Genomic DNA, 26,208 nt, shown 5'->3' on the forward strand with positions numbered 1-26,208 from the left:
GGCTCTCCTCCAGGTGCGGGTGTGCACTGCTGCGCGGGGGCGGCCCATCACTGAGCGCCCGCTCACCCGGCCATGCTACTTGTCGGTAACCGACGTGCACACCCCCTCCCCGAACAGCGGCGAAGGTCACACTCCGCACCCCGCGCGCGCCCCCTCCTCGCGCCCGTCCGATCGGAGCGCCCCGGGCTACCCGAACGGGTCGAACACCCGGTCCGGGCGGCCCTGTCGATGCACCGGGCGCACGCGCGTGCGGATCCTGGCCGGGTACGGGGCGCCCGCCCCCTACCCGGCCGACCTGAACGGAGACCCCCGCCATGCTGATCAAGGCGGTCGACCACGAGGTCAAGCACGCCTCCACACTCCCCGTCAACGAGGGCGAGGTGATCAAACTCTTCGTCCGGGAGCGCGACGGCACGAAGAATCCCACCCAGCGCACGGCCGTCCTGATGCTGCACGGTCGCAGCGTCCCCGTGCTGCCCGGCGCGGACCTGGGCACCGGCGAGTACAACTGGATGCAGTTCCTCGCCAAGGCGGGCTTCGACGTCTTCGCCATGGACCTCCAGGGCCACGGCCGCTCGCCGCGTCCGGCGGTCATGAACGAGCCGTGCAACACCGCTGCCGCCCAGCAGACGAAGCTCCTGCTCGACGGTCACCCGCTGGCGGCCCCCTGCACCCCGTCGTACGCCAAGCACCTCGGCGACTCGGCGAGCGACTGGGCCGAGGTCCACAGTGTCGTCGAATACATCAAGGCCGAGCGTGGTGTGGAGAAGGTCGCCCTCTTCGGCTGGTCCGCCGCCGCGGTGGCGCTCGGCCCGTACGCCATCCAGTACCCGGACAACGTCTCCAGCCTGTTCCTGCTGGCCCCGGTCTTCCGGCCGGACGGACCCACGAGCAAGCCCGGCACCAAGTGGGACCGGCCGGATGCGCTGCCCCCTCCGCCCTCCCTGTGGACCTTCCCGATGAACATCGCCGGCCGGGACGGTTTCGAAGACGCCTGGGACAAGGAACTCGGCTGCGGCGACGAGCAGCGTGAGGAGGGCATGGTCGAGACGGTGTGGGCGGCGATCATGGAGAGTGACGTGGTGGGCCGCAACTGGGGGCCGCCGGTGTCCGGCGTCCCCTCGGGCGTGCTGCGCTTCCGCAACGCCTTCTGGTGGGGCTGGAACAAGGCCGGCGCCAAGGTGGACAACATCCTCGGCCACAAGGTGCCGGTGCTCATCGTCGTCGGCGAGCACGACAAGACGGTGAACAGCGCTCCGGGCACCGTTCCCTTCCTCTCGGTCACCGAGCTCTACAAGGCCATCCCGGGTCCGAAGAAGATGCACTTCGAGGTCGCCTGCGCGGGCCACCAGATCCCCTGGGAGCGGGTGGTCAAGCACGTCCACCACCTGTCCCGGAAGTGGCTCAAGCACACGGAGATCGACGGCCACACGAAGGGGACCTTCTTCATGGACACGGACGGCGACTACACCGAGCAACCGCTCTGATCCGGCTGTGCCCCGGTCCGTGCGTCGCGGACCGGGGGCACGGCGGGCGACCTCCTACGCGATCGCGGTCAGGGCCGTGACCAGGACCGGCGTCACCTGTTCGATCTGCCAGGCGCGGGCGCCGTAGCCGGCCAGGGCCTGCGCCACCGTGTCCGCGTCGAGCCGCTGCGGCGGTTCCCAGCACAGCCGGCGGACCGTGTCGGGGGTGATCAGGTTCTCCTGGGGCAGGTTGAGGGCCTCCGCCAGCGCTGAGACGGCGGTACGGGCCGCCGACAGCCGGGCCGCGGCCGCCGGGTCCTTGTCCACCCAGGAGCGCGGCGGCGGCGGACCGGCCGGGGTCGCCCCCGGCTGCGGCAGCTCGCTCTCGGGCAGGGCCTTCGCCCGGTCCACGGCGGCCATCCACTGGTCCAGCTGGCGGCGGCCCATCCGCTGCCCGTAGCCGGGCAGCGCGGACAGGGTGTGCACGTTCGCGGGCAGGGCCAGCGCGGCCTCGACGATCGCGGCGTCGCCCAGCACCTTGCCGGGCGACACGTCGCGCCGCTGCGCGATCCGGTCCCGGGACTCCCACAGCTCCCGTACGACCGCCATCTGACGGCGCCGGCGCACCTTGTGCATGCCGGACGTACGGCGCCACGGGTCCTTGCGGGGCGGCGCGGGCGGGGCGGAGGCGATGGCGTCGAACTCCTGGTGGGCCCACTCCAGCTTGCCCTGCCGGTCCAGCTCCTTCTCCAGCGCGTCCCGCAGGTCCACCAGCAGCTCCACGTCCAGTGCGGCGTAGCGCAGCCACGGCTCGGGAAGCGGACGGGTGGACCAGTCGACGGCGGAGTGGCCCTTCTCCAGCGCGTAGCCGAGCACGCTCTCGACCATCGCGCCGAGTCCGACCCGGGGGAAGCCGGCCAGGCGGCCGGCCAGCTCGGTGTCGAAGAGGGAGGTGGGCACCATGCCTATTTCGCGCAGGCAGGGCAGGTCCTGGGTGGCGGCGTGCAGGATCCACTCGGTGCCGGACAGGGCCTCGCCCAGCGAGGACAGGTCGGGGCAGCCCACCGGGTCGATCAGCGCGGACCCCGCACCCTCGCGGCGCAGCTGCACCAGGTAGGCGCGCTGGCCGTAGCGGTATCCGGAGGCTCGCTCGGCGTCGACGGCGACGGGGCCGGTGCCCGCGGCGAAGGCCGCGACCACTTCGGCGAGGGCGTCCGCGTCGGCGACCACCGGCGGGATCCCCTCACGGGGCTCCAGCAACGGGATCGGCAGCCCACCGGGCGGAACAACGACGTCGTCCGGGGGGCCGCCCCCGGTGGTGGTGCGCAGGTCTGCTGCGGTCTCTTGGGCGTCGGTCACCGGTCAAGGGTATCCGTGTATACGACGCGCCCGTCGCCGGAACGTTCCGTCGACGGGCGCGAGCAGTACGCGGGGAGTTTTCCGGGGGTATCCCGGGAGGTTCCCCCGGACCGGGTCCGGGGGACGGTATCCGGGGGCTCCGCCCCGCGCTCAGTGGATGATCCCGGTGCGCAGCGCGACGGCGACCATTCCGGCGCGGTCACCGGTGCCCAGCTTGCGGGCGATGCGGGCGAGGTGGGACTTGACGGTCAGGGCGGACAGGCCCATCGAGACGCCGATGGCCTTGTTGGACTGGCCCTCCGCGACGAGGCGCAGGACCTCGACCTCGCGGCCGGAGAGCTCGCGGTAGCCGCCCGGGTGGCTCGGGGCACCCGGGGGGCGGCGGTGCATACGGGCGGCCGCGGCGCCGATGGGGGCGGCGCCGGGGCGGGTGGGGAGCCCGATGTTGGTCCGCGTACCGGTGACGACGTAGCCCTTCACTCCGCCCGCGAGGGCGTTGCGCACGGCGCCGATGTCGTCGGCGGCGGACAGGGCCAGACCGTTGGGCCAGCCGGCGGCGCGGGTCTCGGAGAGCAGGGTGAGACCGGAACCGTCGGGCAGGTGTACGTCGGCCACGCAGATGTCGCGCGGGCTGCCGACGCGGGGGCGGGCCTCCGCGATGGACGACGCCTCGATCACGTCACGGACTCCGAGGGCCCACAGATGGCGGGTCACGGTGGAGCGGACGCGCGGGTCGGCCACGACGACCATGGCCGTCGGCTTGTTCGGGCGGTAGGCGACCAGGCTTGCGGGCTGCTCGAGAAGAACGGACACCTAGGCCTCCTGGGGGAGTGGCGGGACGGCCGGCTCGGGGAAGGAAGCCGGTGCGAACCGTACGGATGGTCACTGACTCCTTCGGCACGTCACCCGCCCGGCTTTAGGGAATGATCACGATTTGGTGAGTAACAATTCGGGCAATTCGGACGCACGATCGATCATCGGGTGATCAGAAGCCCGCATCGGATGCCGCCTTCCGACACGCCGTTGCGGGCCTCGACCGGTCGTTCCGGTGTCTCCCGGCGTCCGCGGGGGCGGCCGTACGGCCCTACGGCTGCGGGTGGTGCGGACCGCGCCGCTGTGGCAGGGAGACGACCCCCGTGGCGGTGTCCGTCGGACCCACCGGCGGCAGCCCCGCGATCTGGCACAGCAGCTCGCACCACGCCGCCAGGTGCGCCGAGGTGTCCGGCACCCCGCCCACGCCCTCGCGGGGCGTCCACGAGGCTCTGATCTCGATCTGCGTGGCCGGGCGCCGCTCCGCGAGCCCGCCGAAGTAGTGCGAGCCCGCCATGGTCACGGTTCCGCTCGCCTCCCCGTACGTCAGCCCGCGCGCGTCCAGCGCACCCGTCAGCCAGGACCAGCAGACCTCGGGGAGGAGCGGGTCCGCGGCCATCTCGGGCTCCAGCTCGGCCCGTACGAGCGTCACCAGCCGGAAGGTCCCGTGCCAGGCGTCGTGCCCGGCCGGATCGTGGAGCAGGATCAGCCGGCCGTCGGCGAGGTCGTCCTCACCGTCGACCACCGCGGCCTCCAGCGCGTAGGCGTGCGGGGCCAGTCTCTGGGGCGGTTTCGTCGGGTCGATCTCGATGCCGGCACGCAGCCGCGCCTTCTTCAAGCCGTCGACCGCCCGGCGGAACGGGAGCGGGACGGAGCTCTCCTTCGCGCTGTCCACACCGTCAGCGCCATCTGAAAATCGTCCCTGAGCCGCAGCCATGCGGGGAAGACTAGGCGGTATGTGCGGCCGTACGGCGCAGGGACACCCGCGCCGGGTCGGGCACTTCTTCATACGTGCGAAGATTTGGGTCGTGAGCGCCAACGAACGCCCGACGGGCCAGCCGAGTCAGACGTACGATTCCGCCTTCCTGAAGGCGTGCCGACGCGAGCCGGTGCCGCACACCCCGGTGTGGTTCATGCGGCAGGCCGGGCGCTCCCTCCCGGAGTACCGCAAGGTGCGCGAGGGCACGGCCATGCTGGAGTCCTGCATGCGCCCCGACCTGGTCACCGAGATCACCCTGCAGCCGGTGCGGCGCCACAACGTCGACGCGGCGATCTTCTTCTCGGACATCGTGGTCCCGCTGAAGGCCATCGGCGTCGACCTGGACATCAAGCCGGGCGTCGGCCCGGTCGTCGCCCAGCCGATCCGCCGTCGCGAGGACCTCGCACAGCTGCGCGATCTCACCCCCGAGGACGTCTCCTACGTCACCGAGGCGATCGGCATGCTCACGAGTGAACTGGGCGCCACGCCGTTGATCGGTTTCGCGGGCGCGCCTTTCACCCTCGCGAGCTACCTCGTCGAGGGCGGCCCCTCGAAGAACCACGAGCACACCAAGGCCCTCATGTACGGGGACCCGGAGCTGTGGGCCGACCTGCTGGACCGCCTCGCGGAGATCACCTCCGCCTTCCTGAAGGTCCAGATCGAGGCCGGCGCCTCCGCCGTCCAGCTCTTCGACTCCTGGGTCGGCGCGCTCGCCCCGGCGGACTACCGCCGCTCGGTGATGCCCGCGTCGGCGAAGGTCCTGGAGTCCGTCGCCTCGTACGGGGTCCCGCGGATCCACTTCGGCGTGGGCACGGGCGAGCTCCTCGGCCTCATGGGCGAGGCCGGCGCCGACGTCATGGGCGTCGACTACCGGGTCGCGCTGGACGAGGCCGTCCGCCGCGTGGGTCCCGGCAAGGCGCTCCAGGGCAACCTGGACCCGGCGGTGCTCTTCTCCACGACGGAGGCCGTCGAGGCCAAGACGGACGAGGTCCTCGCGGCCGCGGCCGGACTGGAGGGCCACGTCTTCAACCTGGGCCACGGCGTCCTCCCGACGACCGACCCGGACGCCCTGACCCGCCTGGTGGACTACGTCCACACCAAGACGGCCCGCTGAGCGGAAAACCGCACCCGAGCAAGATCGAGACGTCGGTACCGTGCCGTGCATGACATGGCACGGACCGGCGTTTCGCACATCCGACGGAGCCGAGGGCTAGACCCCCGCCGAGCGGACCGCGGAGACGGCCTTGCGGGCCGCCACCAGGACGGGGTCCCAGACGGGGGAGAAGGGCGGGGCGTAGCCCAGGTCGAGGGCGACGATCTGGTCCACCGTCATGCCCGCCGTGAGGGCGACCGCCGCGATGTCCACGCGTTTCGCGGACCCCGCGCCGCCGACGATCTGGACGCCCAGCAGGCGGCCCGTGCGGCGTTCCGCCAGCATCTTCACCGTCATCTCCGCCGCGCCCGGGTAGTAGCCCGCGGTCGTGGTGGAGGTGATCGTGGCCGTCACGAAGCGCAGGCCCGCCTCCAGGGCGTCCCGCTCGCGCAGTCCCGTACGGGCGATCTCCAGGTCGCAGACCTTGCTGACCGCCGTGCCGACGACCCCCGGGAACGTCGCGTAGCCGCCGCCCACGTTCGAGCCTATGACCTGACCGTGCTTGTTGGCGTGCGTGCCCAGCGGGATGTGCCGGGTGCGGCCCGCGACCAGGTCCAGGACCTCCACGCAGTCGCCGCCCGACCAGATGTCCTCGTGGCCCCGCACCCGCATCGAGAGGTCCGTGAGGATGCCGCCCGACGGGCCGAGCTGCAGGCCGGCGGCGCGGGCGAGGGCCGTACGGGGCTCCACGCCGATGCCGAGCACGACCACGTCCGCCTCGTACTCCTCGCCCGCGGCCGTGGCCACCGCACGGGCCCGGCCCTGCTCGTCCGTGAGGATCTTCGTGACCTCGGCGCCGGAGACCGTACGGATCCCCATGCGGTTCATCGCGCTGTGCACCAGGCCGCCCATGTCCGGGTCCAGCGTGGCCATCGGCTGCGCGCCCCGGTGCAGCACGGTCACCTCGTAGCCCCGCTCCACCAGGGCCTCCGCCATCTCCACGCCGATGTAGCCCGCGCCGACCACGACCGCCCGGCGGCCCGGGGTGCGCTCCAGCGACCGCATCAGGCGCTGGCCGTCGTCCAGGGTCTGGATCCCGTGGACCCCGTGCGCGCCGATGCCGGGGAGCCGGGGGCGGACGGGACGGGCGCCCGTGGCCAGGACGAGCTTGTCGTAGCCCGTCCAGGATTCGGATCCGCTGTCCAGATCGCGGGCGCGGACCCGGGATCCGGACAGGTCCAGCTCAACGACCTCCGTGCGGGTGCGCAGGTCGATGCCGCGCGCGCGGTGCTCCTCGGGGGTGCGGGCGATCAGGTCGTCGCGCTCGGCGACCCGGCCGCCGACCCAGTACGGGATGCCGCACGCGGAGTACGAGGTGAAGTGCCCGCGCTCGAAGGCGACGATCTCCAGCTCCTCCGGGCCCTTGAGCCTGCGGGCCTGTGACGCGGCGGACATCCCCGCCGCGTCACCGCCGACCACCACCAGTCGTTCCGTCGCCATCGTCCGTACCGCCCCTTCACCCCGACATCGGATGGTGACACGCTACGGCCGAACACGCGTTCAGTCCTGCACGTTCGTGTCCGCGTCTGCCTCGGGGTCCGAAGCCGGCGTCCGGGGCGCGGGGACCTGGGCCGCGGTCGCGGTCCGCTGCGAGACCGGGGCCGTGACCGGGGCCGTGCTCGGGGCCGGGGCCGTGACCGGGGCCGTGCTCGGGGCCGGGGCCGTGCGCGGGGCCGACGCCGTGCGCGGGGCCGACGCCGTGACCGGGGCCGCCTTCGGGCGGGCCGGGCGCCGCCGCCGGTACAGCCGGACCAGCAGCGCCACGACGGCCGCCGTCAGCGCGAACGGGAGCAGCGCGCCCACCGCCACCGTCAGATACCGCACGATCTTGGTGAAGACCTCCCAACCGCCCTTCAGGGCGCCCAGGAAGGTGGGCTCCTTCTCCTTCTTCTTGTCCGCGGCCGCCGGCTTCGGCGCGGGCTCCGAGACCTCCAGCGTGATGGTGCCCATCGAGGTCTGGTCCTTCAGCGCCGCCTGCTGCGCCTGCAGCGACTCCAGGTCGGACTGACGCCGGCTCAGCTCGCTCTCCAGCATCACCACCTCGCTCAGCGCCGTGGCCTTGCCCATCATCTCCCGCACCCGGGCCACGCTGGCCTGCTGCGACGCGACGCGGCTGCCGATATCGGCGACCTTCTCGGTGACGTCCTGCGCGTCGACCTTGCGGTGCAGGAGCCTCCCTCTGCCCTCCATGGCGCCGAGCACCGCGTCGTAGCGCTCGCCGGGCACCCGCAGGGTCACCGTCGAGGTCATCCGGCCGTCCTCGCCGCGCCGGGTGGACTCGTTGCCGACGTAGCCGCCCGCCCCGTCGGCCGCCGCGCGGGCCGCGGCGAGGGCCTTCTGGGCGTCCGTCGTCTCGATGCCGAGCGTCGCCGTGCGGATCACGTTCGGGCGGACCGCGGCCGCCGGCGGGGCGTTCTTGTCGCCCGGAGCCGCGGACGGGGCCGGAGCCGCCGCGGCGCCCTTCGCCCCCTCCGGGGCCTTGCCGTCCTGGGCGGGCGCCGGCGCGACCGCCGCCCGGTCGGCCGAGGACGTCTTGCCCCCGCCGTCGGCGCCGCAGCCGGTGAGCGCGAGCGCCCCGGTCAGGGAGAGGGCGGCCAGGGCCGCCGCGGAACGGTGTCTGTGTGGAGCACGCATCGTGCAAACCCCCGGAGATCGACTGGTGTTGCCGTTTCGACGCTCGGAGTCCCGTCGCGGGTTTCGCTCACACGGTCCCGGGCCGGTCCCGATGCGGTCACGGTCCGGCCTCGGAGATCGGTCTGAGACGATGTGTCCATGCACGAAGCGGACATGCGTACGGATCGGCCGGGCCGACCGGGCTCCCCCGGCCACGTCGTCGTCATCGGCGGCGGCATCGCGGGCCTCGCGGCGGCCCACCGGCTGCTCGCCGAAGGCGCCCGCGTCACGCTGCTGGAGGCCGGACCGCGCCTCGGCGGCAAGCTGTACGCCGGCGAGCTCGCCGGGGCCCGCGTCGACCTCGGCGCCGAATCCATGCTCGCCCGTCGCCCCGAAGGCGTGGACCTCGCCCGGGCCGTGGGCCTCGGCGAAGCCGTCCAGCCCCCCGCCACCGCCACCGCCCACCTGTGGACCCGCGGCGCGCTCCGGCCGATGCCGCGCGGGCACGTCATGGGGGTCCCGGGCGACCCGGGGCCGCTCGCCGCCTCCGGCGTGCTCTCCGCGGAGGGCCTGGCCCGCATCGAGGCCGAACGCGAACTGCCGCCCGCCGAGATCGGCGAGGACGTCGCCGTCGGCGCGTACGTCGCCGCCCGGCTCGGCCACGAGGTCGTCGACCGGCTGGTGGAGCCGCTGCTCGGCGGGGTCTACGCGGGCGACGCCTACCGCATCTCCATGCGGGCCGCCGTCCCCCAGCTCTTCGAGGCCGCCCGGACGCACGCCCTGCTGTCCGACGGCGTACGGGAACTGCAGCGCAGGGCCGCGGCCCAGCCCCAGCAGGCCGGTCCGGTCTTCGCCGGCATCGACGGCGGCATCGGACGGCTCCCGCTCGCCGTGGCCGAGGCCTGCCGCGCGGCCGGAGCGCGGATCGTCACCGGCGCCCCCGTCACCGAGGTCATGCGTACGGCTGAAGGCTGGCGGATCGTGGTCGGCGCCGGGACCGCGGGGACCGCCGGGACGATCGAAGCCGACGGTGTGGTCCTGGCCACCCCGGCCGGGCCCGCCGCCCGCCTGCTCGACGGGCTAGCGCCCACCGCGGCGGCCGAGCTGCGCGGGGTCGAATACGCCTCGATGGCCCTGGTCACCATGGCCTTCCGCCGCTCCGACCTGCCGGCCGCCGTCGCCGACGGTGGCGCCAGCGGGTTCCTCGTACCGCCCGTGGACGGCCGGACCATCAAGGCCTCCACCTTCTCCAGCAACAAGTGGGCCTGGGCCGGGGCGGATCCCGAGCTCTTCCTGCTGCGCACCTCGGTGGGCCGGTACGCCGACGAGGCCGACCTGGGGCGCGAGGACGGCGAGCTGGTCGACGTCTCCCTCGCCGACCTCGGCGAGGCCGTGGGCCTCGCGGCCCGGCCGGTCGCCTCCACCGTGACCCGCTGGGACGGCGGGCTGCCCCAGTACCCGGTCGGCCACCTCGACCGCGTCGCCCGGATCCGCGGCGCCGTCGCCGCCCTGCCGGGCCTCGCGGTGTGCGGCGCGCTCTACGACGGGGTGGGCATCCCGGCCTGCATCGCCGGGGCCGGCCGGGCCGCGGAGGCGGTGCTCGCCTCCCTCGGTGCGCGTACGGCACCCCTGGCGCCGACCACTGATCAGCGCACGGGACAATAGGAACATGACTGCACCAGAGAAGATTCCCAACGCGGGGAAGAAGGCGAAGGACCTCAACGAGGTCATCCGCTACACCCTGTGGTCCGTCTTCAAGCTGAAGGACGTCCTGCCCGAGAACCGCGCCGGTTTCGCCGACGAGGTCCAGGAGCTGTTCGACCAGCTGGCCGCCAAGGACATCACCGTCCGCGGCACCTATGACGTCTCCGGCCTGCGCGCCGACGCCGACATCATGATCTGGTGGCACGCGGAGACCGCGGACGAGCTGCAGACCGCGTACAACCTGTTCCGCCGCACGAAGCTGGGCCGCGCGCTGGAGCCGGTGTGGTCGAACATGGCCCTGCACCGCCCGGCCGAGTTCAACAAGTCGCACATCCCGGCCTTCCTGGCCGACGAGGTCGCGCGCGACTACGTCAGCGTGTACCCCTTCGTGCGCAGTTACGACTGGTACCTGCTGCCGGACGAGGACCGTCGCCGCATGCTCGCCGACCACGGCAAGATGGCCCGCGGCTACCCCGACGTCCGCGCCAACACCGTCGCCTCCTTCTCGCTGGGCGACTACGAGTGGATGCTGGCCTTCGAGGCGGACGAGCTGTACCGCATCGTCGACCTCATGCGTCACCTGCGCGCCTCCGAGGCCCGTATGCACGTCCGGGAAGAGGTGCCCTTCTACACCGGACGCCGCAAGTCCGTCGCCGATCTGGTGGCCGGGCTCGCCTGATACCTCCCCTGGGGGGAAGGACCGGAGGACGACCACACCGTCAGGTGAGTTCCTCCGGTGGATCGGGAGGCCCTGCCCCCGAAACGACGCAGCCGGAGATCCCGCCCGGAAGTTCAGACGACTGGCGGCAGCAGCGCCCTGCGGGCGCTCGCTGCCCGGTCGTCCAGCGACACCGGTGCGGGCTCCGGATGCGGCGCGCACGTGACGCGCCATCCCGGGATGGCGCCCGTCAGCAGATACCGCTCCACGTGACGGTCCACGCAGTCGTTGCGTCCGCCGACAACTCCGTGCGAGCCGGACCCCGCCTCCGTCACCAGCCCGGCCCCGGCGCCGAGCCGCCGCTGGAGCTCCAGCGCTCCCGGGTACGGGGTCGCCCCGTCCCGCTCCGCCGCGACCACCAGCGTCCGCGGCAGCCCGACCGGCCCCTCGACCGCCACCGGCCGCTGCCGCCGGGCCACCGGCCAGGAAGCGCACGGCAGGTTCAGGAAGGCATTGGCCCAGGTCTCGAAGGGGGCCGTGCGGGCCAGCTCGGTGTTGTCGCGGTCCCAGGTCTCCCAGTCCGCGGGCCAGGGGGCGTCGTTGCACAGCACCGCCGTGTAGACGGCCGTCGCGTTCTCCGCCGCGGCCGCCCCGGCCGGGTCCGGAGCGGCCTGGGCGGCCAGTTGCGCCGGATCGCCGCGCAGGAAGGCCGCCAGGGCCGACGCCCGCTGCGGCCAGACGTCGTCGTAGTACGCGGCCTGGAGGTAGGCGGCGCGGAGTTCGCCGGTGCCGACCCGCCCGCCGGCGGGCTTGCGGGCCACCGCGTCCCGGACCCGCTCGAAGCTCGCCTGCACGGCCGCCGGGGTGGCGCCGAGGCGGTACGTGCCGTGGTGCCGGGCGGCCCAGGCGCGGAAGTCGTACCAGCGGCGCTCGAAGCCGGCCGCCTGGGCGAGGTTGTTGCGGTACCAGACGCGGCGCGGGTCGGGATCGACCGCCGAGTCCAGGACCATCCGGCGGACGTGGCCCGGGTGGAGGGTGGCGTAGACGGCGCCGAGGTAGGTGCCGTACGAGGCGCCCAGGAAGGTCAGCCGGTCCTCGCCGAGCGCGGCGCGCAGGACGTGCAGGTCGCGGGCGTTGTTCAGGGTCGAGTAGTACGGCAGGGCCGCGCCGGCCCGCTGCGCGCAGCCGCGGGCGTAGGCCCGGGCGGCCCCGGCGCGCTGCCTCTTGTACGCGGGGGAGGGCTCGGCCGGCTCCTGGGTGGGGCCCGTGGCGCGGGCGGCGGGATCCTGGCAGGACAGCGGGGCGGAGCGGCCGACACCGCGCGGGGCGTAGCCGACGAGGTCGTAGGCGGCGGCGATCCGCTGCCACTCGGGCAGTTCGGCGACGAGCGGGAAGTGCATCCCGGAGGCTCCGGGGCCGCCGGGGTGGTGGACGAGCGCGCCCTGGCGGACGGCTCCGCGGGCGGGGGTGGCGGCGACCCGGCTGACGGTGAGGGAGATCTGCGGGCCGTGGGGGCGGGCGTAGTCCAGCGGTACGCGCAGCTCGGCGCAGCGGACCGGGCCGGACAGCCCCTCGACGGCGGGGCAGGCGCGGAAGTCGAGGCGGGCGGTGGCGGCGCGGCGGGCGGCGAGCGCGGCTCCGGCCGACTCGGCGTCGGCGGTGGCGGTGGCGGCGGCTTTGGCCGACTCGGCCCCGGCGGCCCCGACGGCCGGTGTGCACAGGGCGAGGGAGAGCGCCGCCGCGGCGGCGCCGTGGCGCGCGAGTCGCGTCCGCATGACGGGGGCCTGCCTCTCATCGTATGAAGTGATGAGAGGCCGGGCCGTGTCCGTTGTAAAGGATCACCGGCGGGTGTCCGCCGTGGCCCCCCTCGGCCCATCAGGAACTGCTGCTGGAACAGCTCGAACTCGAACTGCTGGAACAGCTGGAGCCCGAACTGCTCGAACAACTGGAACCGGAGGAGCTGCCGCAGCTCGAACCGCTGCCGCCGGAGCAGCCGGAGCCGCTGCCCCCGCAGCCGCTGCCGGCGGAACCGCAGCCACCGCCCGAGGCCCCGCAGCCCGAGCCCCCGCTCCCGCCGTCGCTCGCGGCGCACCAGACCACCGGCAGCAGCATGTCCGAGGAATGGGACGACGAGCCGTGGGTGTGGGTGTGGTGGGAGCGGGCGCCCGACTGCGCGGCGGCCAGCCGGGTGCCGCGGGCGGCGGGCACCAGCTGCTGCCGCAGGTACGGGTCGCGCAGGCCGCGCAGCCCGAACAGGGCGGTCTGGACGTGCGGGGTCCGGTCGTTCACGTACGCGGAACGCAGCGCCCGCAGCGCCCGCAGCCCCGCCCCGGTGATCCGGCTTCTGGCCCGGACCGAGCCGATCACGCCCACGACGATGCCGATCACCAGCACCGGCAGCACCTTCACGATGAACGGCACCTGGGCGCCGCTGTCGAGGGCGAGCCCCACGAAGGTCAGCACCAGCGACACCGGGATCAGGAGCGCGCACACGACGGTCTGGACCAGCCCCCAGCGGCGCCGGCTCCGCCCGGATCCGGGCGGGCGGACCAGCCCGCGGTCGGCCAGCGCGTCCCCGATCTCCTGGACGGCCGGGTCGCACATGGCGGCGTAGCGCACCTGGTAGAGCCAGCCCGAGGGAGCTCCCGCGTAGGCCTGGAGCACGGCGCGCTCGGCCGGGTCGGTGGCCCGCGCCCCGGGACGCACCTGGACGATGCCCGGACCGCCGACCACGAGGCGGCCGTCGCCGAGCATCGAGACGAGCGCGGCGTCCACGACGGTGGCGGGCCCGCCCACCACGAAGGCGGCCTCGGACAGGTCGTGGAGAGCGGCCGCGGGTCCCGCCGTGGCGGGGCGGCCCCTGCGCACCCCGCGCAGCAGCAGGAAGGAGGAGACGGCGACGGCGGTCCAGAGCGCCACGGCGAGGAGGTTCATGCCGCCCTCCCCGCGAGGGCGCGGGCCCAGCGGACGACCCGGCGGGGCGGCCGCACCCCGGCCCGTTCCCGCCACCAGGCGGTGAGCCGGCGCCGGGCGGCCGGATCGGCCGGCAGGTCCTGGATCAGCAGGTGTTCGGCGAAGTCCAGCGCGTCCCGCCGGTATCCGGCGGTCATCGGGCGGCCCTTGGCGTACGCGAGGAAGGCCTCGCGGTACGGGCCGCTGCCGCCCAGGAGCCCGGGCAGCTCCGGAGCCACCTTGGCCACCACGTCGGCCCGCTTGGCGGCCAGCGCCCGGGCCTGCACCCGGACGCGCCCGCGGTCGAAGCCCTCGGGTACGGGGGTCCCGGCCACCAGCGCCGACAGCAGCGCGGCCTGCCCGAGCGCGACCCGGGTCCGGACCGGCTCGGTGGCGACGGGGAGCCCGGGCCCGGCGGCGGCCTCCGGTGCGGCCTCCTGCCGGGCGGCGGCTTCGCGCACACCCTCTTGCCGGGCGGCGGCTTCGCGCACGCCCTCCTGCCCGGCGGCGGCCTCCGATACGGCTGCGGCTTCCGGCGCGGGCTCCGCCCGGAGCCCCGCTGCGGGGCCGGCCGTCACCACCGCCCGGATCGCCTCCAGTTCGCCCGCGAGCTCCGCCTCCGGCGGGAAGTCGTCGTCCCGCTCCAGCAGCACGCCCGGCGGGTCCACCCGCGAGCGGAGCGCGGCGAGCAGGTCGAGGACCACCGGCGGCACCGGGTGCGCGTGCGTGTCGTGCCAGACGCCGCCCCGCTCGACCCCGCCCGCCACGTGCACGTACGCCAGCGCCTCCAACGGGATCGCGTCCAGGACGGCCGCCGGGTCCTCGCCCCGGTTGACCCGGTTGGTGTGCAGGTTGGCCACGTCGATGAGCAGCCGGACACCGGTCCGCTCGACCAGCTCCGTGAGGAACTGCCCCTCGGTCAGCTCCTCGCCCGGCCACGAGAACAGCGCCGCGATGTTCTCCAGCGCCAGCGGTACGGGCAGCGCGTCCTGCGCGATCCGTACGTTCTCGCACAGCACGTCCAGCGCGTCGCGCGTGCGCGGCACCGGCAGCAGGTGCCCGGCCTCCAGCACCGGCGAGGAGGTCCGTACGAAGGCGATGTGCTCGGTGACGAGCGGCGCCCCCAGCGCCACCGCCCGCTCGCCGAGCGCCGCGAGCTTCGCCGGGTCCGGCCGGTCGGCGCCGCCGAGGCCGAGCGAGACCCCGTGCGGCACGACGCTCGTGCCGCGCTCGCGCAGCCGCAGCAGTGCCTCGGGCAGGTGCCCCGAGCAGATGTTCTCGGCCACCACCTCGACCCAGTCGAGGCCGGGCAGCCGCTCGACGGCGTCCGCGATCTCCGGCCGCCAGCCGATGCCCACCCCCAGGTGTGCCATGGGCTTCATGTCCCCTCGCCCCCTCTCAACGCATCGTGTGCCGATGTCATGGCCCCGGCGCGGTCGCGCCAACCGCAGCGGGGGACGTTCAGAGCAACATTTGAGGTTCCCGCGAACGCGCAGGGTCTTCGGGGCGACGCCGTCAGAGCCGGGCGCGCAGCGCCGGATGGTCGGCGACCACCGTCGCGCTGCCCGGCGCGATCTCGGTGAACCCGGCGTCGCGGACCACCGGCAGCCCGGTCCCGGTCAGTTCCGCCCACCGCTCGCGCGCGGCCGTCCGTACGGCCAGCCGGAAGCCGGCGTCCCGCCAGGCGGCCCGCTCCGCGCCGGTCAGCTCCCACCACGCCAGCTGCGCCGCGTGCCCGGCCTGCGCCATCGCCTTGCCGGCCGACATGTCGAGGCCGGGGTTGAGCCACAGCACCGGCAGCTCCGGGTCCTCGACCGCGGCCACCGGCTCCGGATCGTCCAGATCGGTACCCGACACCTGGAGCTTCGCGAGCTCCTTGGGCCAGCCGTCCAGGGGCACCGGCGGGAAGACCCGTACCTCCGAGGTGTCACCGTGCACCGTGACGCCCGGCAGGGTCTGCGCCTTGCGCCACTCCGCCCCGCGGGCGCGCCGGACCACCTTGCGGATCCGCGCGTCCTGCCAGTCGCGGACCGCCTCGGCCCACTCGCCCTCGCCCTGCGCCCGCTCGTCGGTGAGCAGGACCAGCACCGCGCGGGCCGCCGTCTCCAGGGCGTCGGTCCGGGCCGGCGGCTCGGCCTTCTCGATCCGGACCACCAGCGGCAGGACGAACTGCGGGGCCTCGTCGCGCAGGGCGTGCTCCTGCCGGAACGGGCTGTCCGCGCCGACCGCGGGCACGTCGGAGATGTCGTTCGTGTGCTGGCTGCTCATCCCGCCAAGGATGCCAGGCTCCACCTCAAGGAGGATGTCCCGGGTGCTCGCCGCGGGTGAGGATCGACGGCATGAAGAGTGATCTTTTCGCGTCCGAGAACCTGGCCCAGGCCGCCGTCACCCCCGGCATGAGCCTGCAGAACGCCAAGTCCGTCAAGTACAACGTCAACGGTGAAATGCTGGCCCGTCAGGGCTCGATGGTCGCCTTCCGCGGCAACCTCCAGTTCGAGCGCAAGGGCCAGGGCATAGGCGGCATGCTCAAGCGCGCCGTGACGGGCGAGGGCTTGGCGCTCATGTCCGTACGCGGCCAGGGCGAGGCCTGGTTCGCCCACCAGGCGGCCAACTGCTTCATCATCGACTTCGAGCCGGGCGACGCCCTCACCGTCAACGGCCGCAACGTGCTCTGTTTCGACCCCACCCTGTCCTACGAGATCAAGATGGTGAAGGGCGCCGGCATGACCGGCGGCGGCCTCTTCAACAGCGTCTTCACCGGCACCGGCAAGCTCGCCGTGATCTGCGACGGCAACCCGATCATCATCCCGGTCACCGCCCAGGCCCCGGTCTACGTCGACACGGACGCGGTCGTCGGCTGGAGCGCCCAGCTGGAGACCGGCCTGCACCGCTCCCAGTCGGTCGGCTCGATGATCCGCGGCGGCTCCGGCGAGGCCGTCCAGCTGATGCTGCGCGGCGAGGGCTTCGTCATCGTCCGCCCGAGCGAGGTCACCGAGACGGCGGCCGCGCACTGAACCTCACCGGTGTGGGCCGGCGTTACGGGCGGACCCGTCCCTGGGTGCTGCGCGGGGTCTCGCTGGAGCTGCCGCCCGGAGCCCTCGTACGGATCGAGGGCGGCAACGGCGGCGGCAAGTCCACCCTGCTGCGGCTCGTCGCCGGGATCGACACGCCGACCGAGGGGCGCGTCGACGGCCGCCCGCGCCGCACGGCCTACGTACCCGAGCGCTTCCCGGCGGCGCTGCCGCTCACGGCCGTCTCCTACCTGACCCACCTGGGCCGGGTGCACGGGCTCGGGCGGACCGTGGCGGCCCGGCGGGCGGAGCACTGGATGGACCGGTTCGGGGCCGCCGGGCACGCCCGCACCCCGATGGCCGAACTGTCCAAGGGGACCAGCCAGAAGGTGGCCGTCGCCCAGGCCCTGCTCGCCGAGCCGGATCTCCTCGTCCTCGACGAAGCCTGGACCGGGCTGGACGCCGCGGCCCGCGCAGAGCTGGACCTCGCCGTCGCCGAACGCACCGCCTCCGGAGCCACTGTGGTGTTCGTCGACCACGACCCGGGCCGGCTCGCGGGCGCCCCCGACGCGCACCACCGGGTCGAGGGGGCCGCGCTGGTTCCCGTTCCCCGGTCAGGGCCGGCGGGGCCCCGCGTACGGATCCGCGCCGCCGGGACGCCCGGCGGCCCGCTGCCGCCGGGGCTCGACGGGCGTCCCGGCCCCGACGGCGCCGTGGTGCTGACCGTGGACGGCGCCCGCTCCGACGAGGTCCTGCGCGTCCTGCTCACCGCCCGGCCGCCCTGGCACGTCCGCGCCGTGGAGGAACTGCCGTGACCGCTCTGCTCCGCTACCAGGGCGCCCTGCTGCTGCGCTCCCAGCGCTGGCTCGCCCCCTTCGCCCTGTACGCCGCCTTCGTGGCCGTCGGGATCCGGCCGGGCGACCCGGTACTGGACTCCCTCGGCTACGCGGCCGTGGGCCTGGTCCCGCTCACGGCCTGGCTGGTCCGGATCTGCGTCGGCAACGAGCCGGCCGCGGCCCGCGACGTCACGGCCGCCGCAGCCGGTCCGGTACGGGTGCACGCGGCGGCCCTGCTCACCGCCCTCGCCGGGGCGCTGCTCACCGGCGCGGCGGGCGCGGCCGTGGCGCTGCTGCTCGGTGACGGGACCGGGCCCGACCCCGCCCGGACCGCCCTTTCGGGCGGCCTGACGGTGGCGGTGTGCGCGCTGACCGGCGCCGCCGTGGGGGCGCTGTGCAGCAGGCCGCTGGTGCGGCGCCGCGGCTACGGGGTCCTGGCCGCGGCCCTCGGCTCCCTGCTGGCCCTGGTCCTCGCGCCCTCCCCGGCCCGCGGTGCGCTGTCCGCCCTGGTCGCGGGGGCGCGCTCGGGCTGCGCACCGCTGCCCCTCGCGGCCTTCGCGGGGGCGCTGCTGCTGGCGGGCGCGGCGGGTGCGGCGGCCTGCCTCGCCGCCGCGCGGAACGCCTAGAACGGGTCCGCGAAGCCCGGGCCGGCCCCGGCGCGGCCGGCTCGGCGGCCACCGGGCAGATGGCTGCCCGGCCGCCGCCATTCGTAGGTTCTCGCAGTTCCAAAGAGTGATGACTCATGGCTTCCGGTGACCATTCCGTCGGGTGCGGGGATGCCCGTTCCCGTAGAAGTGGCCACGCTGCATGCAGCGGAGGGCCTCCCTCCAGGAAAGGAAGCACATGAAGAAGCTGGCTTGGGCCGCGCGGGGCATGTCGGTCGTATCGGGAGCGGTACTGCTCGGGGCGCTCATGGTCCCGTCCGCGGTCGCCGACGACGGCCCGGGGACCGCGGATCCCAGCAGTTCCATGGCTGCGGGCAAGAAGTGCGGCGCCCGCGACGTCAGCTCTGCCGCTCCGGACTACGTCAACTTCCCGGACGGCGTGATCTTCCGTGTCGCGAGCGACGCGCAAGGACACGCGTTCCTCAACGACAGCCGGAACCCGGGCGTGTGGATCAACCTGGGCCTCCTCGACAACGCGCCGGACTGCGTCATCGGCACCGCGACCTCGGTCACCGAGAGCAACCCGGGTCTGCTCTACATCACGTTGCTGACCCGCGACGGGGCACAGCACCAGGCCGTGTGCACCAGCGACAGCACGCCTTTCGCGCCGTCGACCATCGTGGCGGCGTGCGGCACCGGGTTCTCGCCCCTGCCGAACACCCCCGTCAAGCGGTAGGTCAGGACTCTGAGGGGTGCCGTGCCGACAGGCGGCACGGTACCCCTCAGCCCACCTCGGCGGGTGAGGAACCGCCCGGGACGAGGAGGTGGGGCTCGCCCGTGCCGTCCGCCCGGGCCGACCAGATGTCGCTCGCGCGGCCGTCCTGTCCCGGCAGGGCGTAGGCGAGGGTCGAGTCGTCCAGCCAGGCGGCCTGGTCGTCGACGCTGCGGGGTTCGGCCGAGGGGTGCTCGCGCATCGTCGCGAGGTCGAGGACGTACAGCCGCCAGGGCGTCCGGGGGTCGTCGGAGACCTTCTTCTTGAAGGCGGCGCGCGTGCCGTCCGGTGACAGCGAGGGGCATTCGGCGTTCTCCCGCAGTGCCTTCGCCGACCAGGCGCGCAGGTCTCCCTCGACCAGGTGGGTGGTGCCCCGGGTGGAGACGGTGGCGTAGAAACGGTTGTCGTCGGCGGCGAAGGTGACGCCCCAGTAGTTGACGTCGGAGTCGTGGTGCCGGGCCCCGCCGAGGGTCAACGGGATCTGCTCGATCGACTTGACCAGATAGCCGGTGCGCAGGTCCAGGATCGCCGTCCGGGTGGAGAACGCGGTGGTGGCGTAGGAGTCGCCGGTCGTGAAGGTCGTCCACGACAGGAGCTGCCCGGAGGCGGAGACGCGGGCCCGGTTGGGGATGCCGGGCACGGTCACCCGGCGGATCTCGCGCAGCCGCCGGTCGAGTACGAGGGCATCGGTGCGGGGCGGGACCCCGGGCAGCTTGCGCAGACACAGGGCGTGCTCGCCGGCGGCGTGGAAGCGGTCGCAGGAAGGGCCGCCCGTCACCCGCGGCAGGCCCGGGCCGCCCTGGCGCGCGACCCGTCCGCCGGCCGAGTCCCGGAAGTAGAGGCCGGGTTCCGCGAGGGTGAAGGAGGCGTCGGCCCGCTGCCCGGGCGGCCGTTCCCGGTGCCGCGCGTGCAGGACGTAGCCCAGTGAGCCTCCCGCCAGCAGCAGGACCGCGGCGATGACGAAGGTCAGGCGCAGCCGTCGGGACGGGGGGTTCACGGTGCCTCCGGGGTGGTCGGGGGAGCGGCGGGCAGGATGCGCGAGGCGGCCACGAGCGCCCCGGTCAGCGCGAGGACGGCCGCCCACAGGGCGGGCCGCTGTCCCCAGAGGGTCCAGACCGCCCCGAACCCGGCGGCGCCGAGCAGCCGGGCCAGTGCCTGGCCGGTCTGCAGCAGCGCGAGTCCGCCCGCCCGGCCCTGCGCGGGCAGCGCCGGCGCGGCCAGTGCCATGAGGACGCCGTCCGTGCCGGCGTAGAAGATCCCCAGCAGGGCCAGGACGGCGATGACGGTCGGCCAGGAGACGGGCGCCAGCAGCACGGCGTACGCGCAGAGCAGGGCGCCGTGCCCGAGCAGGAAGGCCGGCCGTCGTCCGGACCGGTCGGCGAACCGGCCCGCGGGGACGGCGAGCAGGAGGTAGACGGCGGCGGCGCCGAGCGGCAGCAGCGCGAACAGGGCGGGCGGCAGGTCGAGACCGCGCAGGAGCAGCAGGTAGAGGAAGGCGTCGCCGACGGTGGTGGCGCCGAGCAGGGCCGCGGCGTACAGGACGCGGCGGAAGACGGGGTCGCGCAGGGCCGCGGTCCTGGGCGGGCGTGCGGGTCCGGGCACGGCGGTGGCCGCGGCCGGGACGTACAGGACGAGCAGGAGCACTCCGAGCAGGCCGGCGCAGAAGCTGACGGCGAACACCGCGTCGTAGGCGTCGGCGGTCGCCCACAGCACGGCGAACGCGGCGAGCGGCCCGAGGAGGGCGCCCGTGGTGTCCATGGCACGGTGCACGCCGAAGGACCGGCCGAGCGCCTCCGGGGGCCCGCTGAGCGAGATCAGGGCGTCGCGCGGGGCGGTGCGGATGCCCTTGCCGAGGCGGTCGGCGGCGAGCGCGGCGGCGATCCCGGCGGTGGCGCCCCCGGCGAGGAGCAGCCCGAGCCGGGACAGCGCGGAGAGCAGGTAGCCGGCGCCGGCGACCCGCTTGTGACGGCCGCGACGGTCGGCGAGCCGGCCGCCGAGCAGCCGCACGAGGGCGGTGGCCCCGTTGAACATCCCGTCCAGGAAGCCGAACTGGAGGGGAGTCAGGCCCAGGTCCAGGACGAGGTAGAGCGGCAGCACCGCCGTGACCATCTCCGAGGAGACGTCGGTGACGAGGCTGACCGTGCCGAGCGCGAGGACGACCGAGGGGACGCGCCGCCCGGCCCCCGGTGTACGGGGCGGCGCGTCCGGGCGGCCGTGGGCGGCCAGGTACATCAGTGGCAGCTGTACTTCGGGCTGATGTCCTTGACCTGGCCGTCGGTGGCCACGTAGGTCCATCCGTAGCCGGAGTCGGTGAAGTCGAGCTTCACCACGCCGTACGGTCCGCTGATCCGCTTCTGGCTGTTGGGCTGGATCTCCTCGATCGGGTAGGGCTCGGCGCCGCCCATCCCGCCGACGATCTCCACGATCCCGTCGGCGGTCGCCCGGCCCTCGGGGTCCTGCGGGGCGAACCGCTCGTAGTGGTGGTCGTGGCCGCCCAGGACGAGGTCTGCCTTCGCGGCGTACAGGATCTTCCAGACCGGTTTGGAGACCGGGTCGTTGCCGTGCCCGCCGGAGGAGAACAGCGGGTGGTGCCAGTAGGCGGCGACGCACCGCTTGGCGTTGGCGGCGAGATCGGCCTTGAGCCAGTCGATCTGGGCGGCCTGGTCGAAGGAGTTGGAGTCGAGGGCGATGAAGTGCCAGTTGCCCTCGTCGTAGCTGTACCAGCTCTTGCCCTGCGGGAAGGCGATGCTCCCGAAGTACGACTTGTACCCGGCGAGCGGGCCGGCCGGGTCGTAGGTCTCGTGGTTGCCCGGCACGGGGCGGGTCTTGGCCTTGAAGGCGCCCCAGCTCTTGTCGTAGTAGGCGCGGAAGTCGGAGAGCCGGGCGTCGTCGTACTGGTTGTCGCCCATCGTCAGATAGAACTTCGGGTCGATCTGCCGGGCGAGCGCGGCGGTCCTGGGGTGTGCGCAGCCGCTGTCGGAGGACGTGCACTGCGCGGCGATGTCACCGGCGGCGACGACCGTGAAGGCGCCGCCCGGTGGCGGACCGCCCTCGACGGTGCCGTACACCTCGGCTTCGAAGAGCGAGTAGCCGTACGAGGTACCGCGCGCGGTGCCCTGGACGCGCAGGTACCGGCCCTTCCCGGACAGGCCGGTCCAGTCGTCGACGCCGCCGTTGCCCGCGGCCTCGGTGGCCAGCGGGGTCCAGGCGGCGCCGTCGGTGGAGAGCTCGACGCGGTACGCCTTGGCGTAGGCGGCCTCCCAGGTGAGCCGTACCCGCGAGACGGTGGCCCCGGGGCCGAGGTCGACCCGGATCCACTGCGGGTCCTTGCCCTCGGTGCTGGCCCAGCGGGTGGCCGGGTCGCCGTCGAAGGCGTTCTTCGCGCCCAGCGACGAGGTCTCGGTGGAGGACGCGGTGGCGGGCCTCCCGCGGGATATGAGGGGATCGGCGGCGGCCCCGGCACGGTCGGGCCAGGCCAGGAGCAGCCCGCAGACGAGCGCGAGTGCGGTGACGCCGGAGAGGAGGAGGGTGCGGAGTCTGCCGCGTAACAGAGGCGGCCGGTCGGAGGTGTTCGGGCGCATGCCTGGAACTCCCTGCTTCGAGGGGCGGTGAGAGCTGGGCACTGGCGGGCGGCGCGGTCCCCTGCCCGGGGGCGGGCAGGGGGCGGCACCGCGGCGGCCGGGTCAGAGCTCTCGCTGAGCGCGTCATGCCCGTGGGGGTGGGCACCGCGCCGAGCCGCCGCCCGGGACCTTAACAGGAAGGAAAGTTTCCTACCAGTGCACCGGCAGCAGTTTTCCGGAGGCTGTTCGCAGCCGGGTTCCCCGCCCGCCGCCGGTAGGCTCGTACGCATGGACCAGCCGAACGGGACGCCGTCGTACTGCCCCGCCCCCGCCGCCCCGGCCGGGCGGGTGGACGGGCCGCCGTACGCGGACTGCCTGGAGTGCGGCAAGCCCACCGAGTACGGGGTCGCGACGCCGGGCGTAGTGCTCTGCCCGGTGTGCGAGTGGCAGGACGCGCAGCGCACCGCCTGCTCCGGCTGAAGGGCCGGTCATTCCCCGTTCGGTCACTTCCCGATGAGTTCGGAGACCTTCACGAAGCGGTAGCCGCGCTTGCGCAGCTCCGGGACGATCTTCCGGATGGCCTCCTCGGTGACCGGGGCGGCGCTGCGCGTGCAGTGCATGACCACCACGGAGCCGGGCTTCACCCCGGTGAGCACCTGTTCGGCCACCGCGTCGGGGTCCTTCGCGAAGGCGTCCCCGCTGACCACGTCCCACTGGACGGCCGTGACCTTGGCCGTGGACAGGGCCCGCAGCGCCTGGTCGTCGTAACAGCCGCCGGGGAAGCGGAAGTACGGGACGGTGTTGACGGCCCCCGCCTGCCGGAAGGCGGCGAAGGCCCGGTCGACGTCGGCGCGGGCAGCGGCGGCGTCGAGCGCCGGCAGCCCGTAGCAGGGGGACTTGAAGGCGTGGTGGCTGTACGAGTGGTTGGCGATCTCGAAGTTCGGGTCGGTGCCGATGGACTTCGCCTGGTCCGGGTACTCCTCGGCCCAGCGGCCCGTCATGAAGATCGTCGAGGGGGCCTTGAGCGTGCGCAGGGTCGAGATCAGCTGCGGGTTGTCGAAGTGTTCCCCGTCCGCGGCGCGCGGCCCCTGGTCGGAGGTCATGTCGGCGTCGAAGGTCAGCGCCACGGTCTTGTCCGTCCGCTGCGCCGCCCGCTCGAAGACCGGGGTCAGGCCGTTCGGGCCGGGGGCCAGGGTCGGGGCCTTGGCGGGCGCGCCGGCCTGCGGGGCGCCGGCCTGCGGGCTGGGGGGCGCGCTGTTCGGCGGGGACGCGGTGGGCGCGCCGGAGGCCGAGGCGGCGGGAGTGCCCAGGCGGGCTTCGCGGCCGGCGTCCGGCGCGGTGCCGCCCCCGCAGCCCGCGAGGGCGGCACCCAGGACCGCCGTGGCAGCCGTGGCGGCTACTTTTCGTACGGAAATGGTCACGTACGCAAACTATATGACTATCCGACAAGCGAGCTGCGCGACAGGCGGTCGCCCAGGGATGCGGTCATGTAGTCATACGAACTGGGGGTCAGTGCCAGGGGCCCGTCACCGCGAAGGTGGTGCCCGGGGTGTACGCGTTGACGTACATCGTCCGCCCGTCGGGGGAGAAGGTGACCCCGGCGAACTCCCCCCACTCCGGGGCCCCCGGCCGCCCGATGTCCTGGGCGTTGCGGGCCACCGGATAGACCTCGCCGCCCGCCGTCACGCCGAAGACGTACTGGGCGCCGCCGCCGTCCTCGCACACCATCAGGCCGCCGTCCGGCGCCAGGCAGATGTTGTCGGGGGAGTCCCCGGGCAGCGCGATGTCGGCCGCCGGGCCGAAGAGCACGTCCAGCCGCAGCCGGGCCCGGCGCGGATCGTAGAACCACACCTGCCCGTGGTGGTCGGCGGACGCGCCCTCGCCGGTGCGGGCGAAGCTGGACACGAAGTGGACGCCGTCGCCGCCCCAGTAGCAGCCCTCCAGCTTCTGCGCGTGGGTGATCCCGCCCGGCCCGAAGTCCTGCAGCCGGACCGGGGTCGAGGCCGCCGAGGGGTCCGGTACGGGCACCCATTCCACCGGGAACTCCGCCCCGGGCTCGTCCACCACCGCGAGGTCCGCGATCCCCGGTACGCGCAGGGCCTCCAGGGCGCCTCCCGCCCGCAGCGAGCCGAGCCCCCCGAGCGGCCGCGCCGGCAGGAAGCGGTAGAACAGCCCGAACGGCTTGACGAAGGCGTCCTCGGTCTCGTAGACGACCCCGCGGTACGGGTCCACGGCGACGGCCTCGTGCGCGAAGCGGCCCATCGCGGTGAGCGGGACCGCGCCCGAGCGGTGCGGGTCGCCGGGGTCCACCTCGAAGACGTAGCCGTGGTCGCGGGCGTAGCCGGAGGTGCCCGCGCGGTCCTCGGTCTCCTCGCAGCTCAGCCAGGTGTTCCAGGGGGTGCGGCCGCCCGCGCAGTTGACGGCGGTGCCGGCGAGGGCGACCCGCTCGCCGGTGACCGTCCCGGCCGCGTCCAGTTCCAGGGCCGTGCAGCCGCCCAGGGCCTCGGGGTCGTACGTCAGCCCGGGGACCGCGGGGACGCGCAGGGCGGCGGTGGTGCGGTTCTCGTGGTTGCGGACCAGCCGCACGCGGCCGCCGCCGGCGTCGAAGGCGGCCATGCCGTCGCAGTTGGCCGGTACGGTGCCCTCGCCGGAGCGCAGCGGACCGCCCGCCCGCGAGAGCACCCGGTAGCCGAACCCCGCGGGCAGGTCGAGCAGCCCGCGCGGGTCGGGGAGCAAGGGCCCGTACCCGCGCCCGGCGCGGGCGGCCAGGGCGGCGGGGGAGCCGCCGGCGAACAGCGCGCCGAGCGTCCCGCTGAAGGCGATCGCGCCGGCGGCGAGCAGGCTGCGTCGGGTGACGGACATCGGCGGCTCCGGGCGGTGTTCGGCAGCGGTGGTCGCAGGCGGTGGTCGCAGGCGGTGTTCGGCAATGGTGTGCAGGAAGGGCGTCGGGGACGGTGTCAGGGGCGGGTGGTGCCCGGAAGGCAGGTCACCGCCGGGTTGAAGGTCTGGAACAGCCCACCGGGATTGTCCTTCCAGAGCCACAGCTGCAGGGCGTAGTGGACCGGCTGGCCCGGGAAGTTGCCGGGCTTGGGGCCCTTGAAGGGGACGCCGAACAGCGTGGGGCGGTCCTCGTCCGTGGTCAGCTTCTGGTCGCGGTCGTAGACCAGCCACTGGACTCCGACGAGGCGCTTGCCGCCGCGCCCGTCGTCCTCGTAGTACAGCGCGGCGGGCTTCGCGGGGTCGAGGGAGTTGTCGTACGCGTGGTTGAAGTGCGGGTAGCCGAGTGCGCCCGTTCCCCCCGCCTTGTCGACGACGCAGTACTTGTCCGGCTTGTAGCCGGCCGCCACTCCGTTGGCGTGCACCTGGTACTTGGCGGTCGCCTTGTACACGAGGGCCCGGTCGGCCACGGCCCGGCCGGCGCCACCGTCGGCGCCGGCGCCGGGACGGGGCGGAACGCCGGACGCGGCGGGGGCAGCGGCGACGGCCGCCAGGGCGAGCGAGGCGGCTGCGGTGAGGGCCAGGGCGAGACTGCGGGCCATGGGCGGGCTCCTTGCGGCGGGCTGGCAAGAGACCCACTACCCCTTCCCCGGGCCGCCCCGCCCGCCACACACGCGGCCCCGGACGGCCGACCGCCGATCGGCTGAGGGCCGGCCGGACCCCGCACGCGGACGACCCCGTACCCGGCCCCGCGGGCCTCACCCGAACGGGAACGGCGCCGTTTCGCGACGCA

At 74.3% G+C, this 26,208-nt stretch carries 24 protein-coding genes; 9 read left to right on the forward strand and 15 right to left on the reverse strand.

The annotated features are described in order from the left end of the window. Positions 1-314 precede the first annotated feature (314 nt). The gene (locus IF88_RS0119305) at positions 315-1,487 is read left to right on the forward strand and encodes an alpha/beta hydrolase (protein ID WP_030713516.1); all 1,173 of its coding nucleotides are present in this window, start codon (positions 315-317) and stop codon (positions 1,485-1,487) included. A gap of 54 nt (positions 1,488-1,541) precedes the next feature. On the opposite strand, the gene IF88_RS0119310 is transcribed toward IF88_RS0119305, so the two are convergent. The 3 genes from IF88_RS0119310 to IF88_RS0119320 form a co-directional block, all read right to left on the reverse strand. Next, positions 1,542-2,825, reverse strand: a complete 1,284-nt coding sequence (locus tag IF88_RS0119310) for an HRDC domain-containing protein (RefSeq protein WP_030713519.1) — start codon at positions 2,823-2,825, stop codon at positions 1,542-1,544. Between the two features lie 150 nt (positions 2,826-2,975). Next, on the reverse strand, positions 2,976-3,638 hold the full coding sequence (locus IF88_RS0119315) for a helix-turn-helix transcriptional regulator (RefSeq protein ID WP_007267191.1): 663 nt from the start codon (positions 3,636-3,638) through the stop codon (positions 2,976-2,978). A 271-nt stretch (positions 3,639-3,909) separates the two neighbouring features. Continuing rightward, positions 3,910-4,572: a DUF3000 domain-containing protein gene (locus IF88_RS0119320; RefSeq protein ID WP_030713522.1), complete on the reverse strand. Its 663-nt coding sequence runs from the start codon at positions 4,570-4,572 to the stop codon at positions 3,910-3,912. Positions 4,573-4,663: 91 nt separating this feature from the next. On the opposite strand from IF88_RS0119320, the gene hemE reads away from it, so the two are divergent. Next, positions 4,664-5,728, forward strand: a complete 1,065-nt coding sequence (gene hemE / locus IF88_RS0119325) for a uroporphyrinogen decarboxylase (RefSeq protein WP_030713525.1) — start codon at positions 4,664-4,666, stop codon at positions 5,726-5,728. Positions 5,729-5,824: 96 nt separating this feature from the next. Here hemE and IF88_RS0119330 read toward each other — a convergent pair whose 3' ends face one another. Both IF88_RS0119330 and IF88_RS0119335 read right to left on the reverse strand, forming a co-directional pair. Beyond that, positions 5,825-7,207, reverse strand: coding sequence for an FAD-dependent oxidoreductase (locus tag IF88_RS0119330; protein WP_030713528.1), 1,383 nt, complete (start codon positions 7,205-7,207; stop codon positions 5,825-5,827). 60 nt (positions 7,208-7,267) lie between these two features. Then, positions 7,268-8,401, reverse strand: a complete 1,134-nt coding sequence (locus tag IF88_RS0119335; protein WP_063754816.1) for a DUF4349 domain-containing protein — start codon at positions 8,399-8,401, stop codon at positions 7,268-7,270. A gap of 138 nt (positions 8,402-8,539) precedes the next feature. Here IF88_RS0119335 and hemG point away from each other — a divergent pair, with 138 nt between their 5' ends. Together hemG and hemQ are read left to right on the forward strand one after the other, a co-directional pair. Continuing rightward, complete coding sequence (hemG, locus tag IF88_RS0119340; RefSeq protein WP_078892991.1) at positions 8,540-10,045, forward strand: protoporphyrinogen oxidase; 1,506 nt, start codon at positions 8,540-8,542, stop codon at positions 10,043-10,045. A gap of 4 nt (positions 10,046-10,049) precedes the next feature. Then, positions 10,050-10,763, forward strand: coding sequence for a hydrogen peroxide-dependent heme synthase (gene hemQ, locus IF88_RS0119345; protein ID WP_030713537.1), 714 nt, complete (start codon positions 10,050-10,052; stop codon positions 10,761-10,763). A gap of 113 nt (positions 10,764-10,876) precedes the next feature. Here hemQ and IF88_RS0119350 read toward each other — a convergent pair whose 3' ends face one another. From IF88_RS0119350 to IF88_RS0119365, 4 genes are all read right to left on the reverse strand, one after another. After that, entirely contained in the window at positions 10,877-12,517 is a 1,641-nt protein-coding gene (locus IF88_RS0119350) for an alpha/beta fold hydrolase (protein ID WP_030713538.1), read from the reverse strand. Between the two features lie 100 nt (positions 12,518-12,617). Beyond that, positions 12,618-13,676 carry a TIGR04222 domain-containing membrane protein gene (locus tag IF88_RS0119355; protein WP_030713541.1) on the reverse strand — a complete coding sequence of 353 codons (1,059 nt, stop codon included), beginning with the start codon at positions 13,674-13,676 and terminating at the stop codon, positions 12,618-12,620. Then, on the reverse strand, positions 13,673-15,076 hold the full coding sequence (locus IF88_RS0119360; RefSeq protein ID WP_030713543.1) for a DUF692 domain-containing protein: 1,404 nt from the start codon (positions 15,074-15,076) through the stop codon (positions 13,673-13,675). Before IF88_RS0119360 ends, IF88_RS0119355 begins: the two co-directional genes overlap by 4 nt. Before the next feature lie 133 nt (positions 15,077-15,209). After that, positions 15,210-15,962: an aminoacyl-tRNA hydrolase gene (locus IF88_RS0119365; protein ID WP_051837172.1), complete on the reverse strand. Its 753-nt coding sequence runs from the start codon at positions 15,960-15,962 to the stop codon at positions 15,210-15,212. 71 nt (positions 15,963-16,033) lie between these two features. On the opposite strand from IF88_RS0119365, the gene IF88_RS0119370 reads away from it, so the two are divergent. The 4 genes from IF88_RS0119370 to IF88_RS42190 all read left to right on the forward strand — a co-directional run bounded on the left by IF88_RS0119370 (position 16,034) and on the right by IF88_RS42190 (position 18,882). Next, complete coding sequence (locus IF88_RS0119370; protein WP_030713549.1) at positions 16,034-16,708, forward strand: AIM24 family protein; 675 nt, start codon at positions 16,034-16,036, stop codon at positions 16,706-16,708. Beyond that, positions 16,705-17,520 carry an ATP-binding cassette domain-containing protein gene (locus IF88_RS0119375; protein WP_030713551.1) on the forward strand — a complete coding sequence of 272 codons (816 nt, stop codon included), beginning with the start codon at positions 16,705-16,707 and terminating at the stop codon, positions 17,518-17,520. The genes IF88_RS0119370 and IF88_RS0119375 overlap by 4 nt, the downstream gene beginning before the upstream one ends. Further along, on the forward strand, positions 17,517-18,167 hold the full coding sequence (locus IF88_RS0119380; protein WP_030713553.1) for a hypothetical protein: 651 nt from the start codon (positions 17,517-17,519) through the stop codon (positions 18,165-18,167). The genes IF88_RS0119375 and IF88_RS0119380 overlap by 4 nt, the downstream gene beginning before the upstream one ends. A 217-nt stretch (positions 18,168-18,384) precedes the next feature. Then, a complete protein-coding gene (locus tag IF88_RS42190) occupies positions 18,385-18,882 on the forward strand; it encodes a hypothetical protein (RefSeq protein WP_051837175.1) in 498 nt (165 codons plus the stop codon). A gap of 46 nt (positions 18,883-18,928) precedes the next feature. On the opposite strand, the gene IF88_RS0119390 is transcribed toward IF88_RS42190, so the two are convergent. Genes IF88_RS0119390 through IF88_RS0119400 form a run of 3 tightly spaced genes read right to left on the reverse strand, consistent with a single transcriptional unit; the run spans position 18,929 to position 22,499 of the window. Continuing rightward, entirely contained in the window at positions 18,929-19,915 is a 987-nt protein-coding gene (locus tag IF88_RS0119390; protein WP_030713565.1) for a hypothetical protein, read from the reverse strand. Beyond that, complete coding sequence (locus IF88_RS0119395) at positions 19,912-21,150, reverse strand: MFS transporter (protein ID WP_030713567.1); 1,239 nt, start codon at positions 21,148-21,150, stop codon at positions 19,912-19,914. Before IF88_RS0119395 ends, IF88_RS0119390 begins: the two co-directional genes overlap by 4 nt. Beyond that, positions 21,150-22,499 (reverse strand): discoidin domain-containing protein, encoded by a 1,350-nt coding sequence (locus IF88_RS0119400; protein WP_030713569.1) that lies wholly within the window; start codon positions 22,497-22,499, stop codon positions 21,150-21,152. The genes IF88_RS0119395 and IF88_RS0119400 overlap by 1 nt, the downstream gene beginning before the upstream one ends. Positions 22,500-22,766: 267 nt before the next feature. On the opposite strand from IF88_RS0119400, the gene IF88_RS0119405 reads away from it, so the two are divergent. After that, positions 22,767-22,958, forward strand: coding sequence for a hypothetical protein (locus IF88_RS0119405; protein ID WP_030713571.1), 192 nt, complete (start codon positions 22,767-22,769; stop codon positions 22,956-22,958). Positions 22,959-22,981: 23 nt separating this feature from the next. On the opposite strand, the gene IF88_RS0119410 is transcribed toward IF88_RS0119405, so the two are convergent. The 3 genes from IF88_RS0119410 to IF88_RS0119420 all read right to left on the reverse strand — a co-directional run bounded on the left by IF88_RS0119410 (position 22,982) and on the right by IF88_RS0119420 (position 26,017). Beyond that, the gene (locus tag IF88_RS0119410) at positions 22,982-23,899 is read right to left on the reverse strand and encodes a polysaccharide deacetylase family protein (RefSeq protein WP_030713574.1); all 918 of its coding nucleotides are present in this window, start codon (positions 23,897-23,899) and stop codon (positions 22,982-22,984) included. Positions 23,900-23,987: 88 nt separating this feature from the next. Next, the gene (locus tag IF88_RS0119415) at positions 23,988-25,340 is read right to left on the reverse strand and encodes an alkaline phosphatase PhoX (protein ID WP_030713577.1); all 1,353 of its coding nucleotides are present in this window, start codon (positions 25,338-25,340) and stop codon (positions 23,988-23,990) included. A gap of 95 nt (positions 25,341-25,435) precedes the next feature. Further along, the gene (locus IF88_RS0119420; RefSeq protein WP_030713580.1) at positions 25,436-26,017 is read right to left on the reverse strand and encodes a hypothetical protein; all 582 of its coding nucleotides are present in this window, start codon (positions 26,015-26,017) and stop codon (positions 25,436-25,438) included. Positions 26,018-26,208 lie beyond the last annotated feature (191 nt).

The organism is Streptomyces sp. NRRL F-2580, from assembly GCF_000720115.1.
Taxonomy (GTDB): domain Bacteria; phylum Actinomycetota; class Actinomycetes; order Streptomycetales; family Streptomycetaceae; genus Streptomyces.

Coding starts and splice junctions, on each gene's coding strand:
- IF88_RS0119305 (WP_030713516.1), top strand. CDS start 315: ATGCTGATCAAGGCGGTCGACCACGAGGTCAAGCACGCCTCCACACTC.
- IF88_RS0119320 (WP_030713522.1), bottom strand. CDS start 4,572: ATGGCTGCGGCTCAGGGACGATTTTCAGATGGCGCTGACGGTGTGGAC.
- IF88_RS0119330 (WP_030713528.1), bottom strand. CDS start 7,207: ATGGCGACGGAACGACTGGTGGTGGTCGGCGGTGACGCGGCGGGGATG.
- IF88_RS0119335 (WP_063754816.1), bottom strand. CDS start 8,401: ATGCGTGCTCCACACAGACACCGTTCCGCGGCGGCCCTGGCCGCCCTC.
- hemG (WP_078892991.1), top strand. CDS start 8,540: ATGCACGAAGCGGACATGCGTACGGATCGGCCGGGCCGACCGGGCTCC.
- hemQ (WP_030713537.1), top strand. CDS start 10,050: ATGACTGCACCAGAGAAGATTCCCAACGCGGGGAAGAAGGCGAAGGAC.
- IF88_RS0119350 (WP_030713538.1), bottom strand. CDS start 12,517: ATGCGGACGCGACTCGCGCGCCACGGCGCCGCCGCGGCGGCGCTCTCC.
- IF88_RS0119355 (WP_030713541.1), bottom strand. CDS start 13,676: ATGAACCTCCTCGCCGTGGCGCTCTGGACCGCCGTCGCCGTCTCCTCC.
- IF88_RS0119360 (WP_030713543.1), bottom strand. CDS start 15,076: ATGAAGCCCATGGCACACCTGGGGGTGGGCATCGGCTGGCGGCCGGAG.
- IF88_RS0119365 (WP_051837172.1), bottom strand. CDS start 15,962: ATGAGCAGCCAGCACACGAACGACATCTCCGACGTGCCCGCGGTCGGC.
- IF88_RS0119370 (WP_030713549.1), top strand. CDS start 16,034: ATGAAGAGTGATCTTTTCGCGTCCGAGAACCTGGCCCAGGCCGCCGTC.
- IF88_RS42190 (WP_051837175.1), top strand. CDS start 18,385: ATGAAGAAGCTGGCTTGGGCCGCGCGGGGCATGTCGGTCGTATCGGGA.
- IF88_RS0119395 (WP_030713567.1), bottom strand. CDS start 21,150: ATGTACCTGGCCGCCCACGGCCGCCCGGACGCGCCGCCCCGTACACCG.
- IF88_RS0119400 (WP_030713569.1), bottom strand. CDS start 22,499: ATGCGCCCGAACACCTCCGACCGGCCGCCTCTGTTACGCGGCAGACTC.
- IF88_RS0119405 (WP_030713571.1), top strand. CDS start 22,767: ATGGACCAGCCGAACGGGACGCCGTCGTACTGCCCCGCCCCCGCCGCC.
- IF88_RS0119415 (WP_030713577.1), bottom strand. CDS start 25,340: ATGTCCGTCACCCGACGCAGCCTGCTCGCCGCCGGCGCGATCGCCTTC.
- IF88_RS0119420 (WP_030713580.1), bottom strand. CDS start 26,017: ATGGCCCGCAGTCTCGCCCTGGCCCTCACCGCAGCCGCCTCGCTCGCC.